Raw genomic sequence first — 798 nt, 5'->3', positions numbered from 1 at the left:
TTAAAGAAAGTCATGTTGATTGATATCGTTGGGATCGTGTTGCTTGGTATCGCGGCGATCTTAAAGTTCAAAGCAGCGTAATCAGCTATTTCACCATATNTCGAGCCGTTGCAAACCGTTACATACGCTGTTTCTTTTTTGNCTACGCTTAGGGCGTCACACAAAGAGGAACGCCTATGAAGCGTCAACTTATCAGCCTTGTTGGCTTACTTGCTTTGAGTTTCAACTCTGTCGGAGAAGAAGACTTTAGTGTCAATATTACAGTGAGCGGCGCATCGCCTAATCAAGGCTCCGCAATACTTTCACTGTTTGAATCAAGTTCTGATCATTTGAGAAAACCTCTCATGTCCTTGCGACAAGAGGTCGATGAAAACGGCAAGGTACAGTTTCAATTGTCAGGCATGGAAAACCACTTCTATTCGGTTAGTGTTTTCTACGACAAAGACGGCAATGGGCAACTTAGCACCGGCTTTGCCGGCGTACCGATCGAACCCATTGGCTTCTCGAATAACGCGAAAGGACAATCTGGCCCTCCCTCCTTTAACCAAGCTAAATTCAATCCAGTATTATCAAGGGACCTAGAAATAAAACTTAGCAGTGTGCTTTCTGAGACCTAACAACTATTCAAAGAAATTCTTATCAAAAAGACAGTTAATTATTAACTGTCTTTTTGATTAATGTGTTCCATCCTAAATATCGTTGCCACTTTTTAATACCTAAATTGGAGAGTCCGATGCAAATTGAGTACTAAGCGTTTGTATCGCCCAGCAATCAGAACGAGTAGCAAAAACGGTTATA

Annotated in this window: 1 protein-coding gene; it reads left to right on the top strand. The window is 41.7% G+C overall.

Features of this window, described 5'->3' with window-relative positions:
* Positions 1 to 176 precede the first annotated feature (176 nt).
* Entirely contained in the window at positions 177 to 617 is a 441-nt protein-coding gene (locus A3762_RS24730; RefSeq protein WP_068757058.1) for a DUF2141 domain-containing protein, read from the top strand.
* Positions 618 to 798 lie beyond the last annotated feature (181 nt).

The organism is Oleiphilus sp. HI0125 (assembly GCF_001635355.1).
The sequence above is the reverse complement of the archived record's forward strand: the minus strand, read 5'-3'. Positions and strand labels throughout refer to the sequence as shown.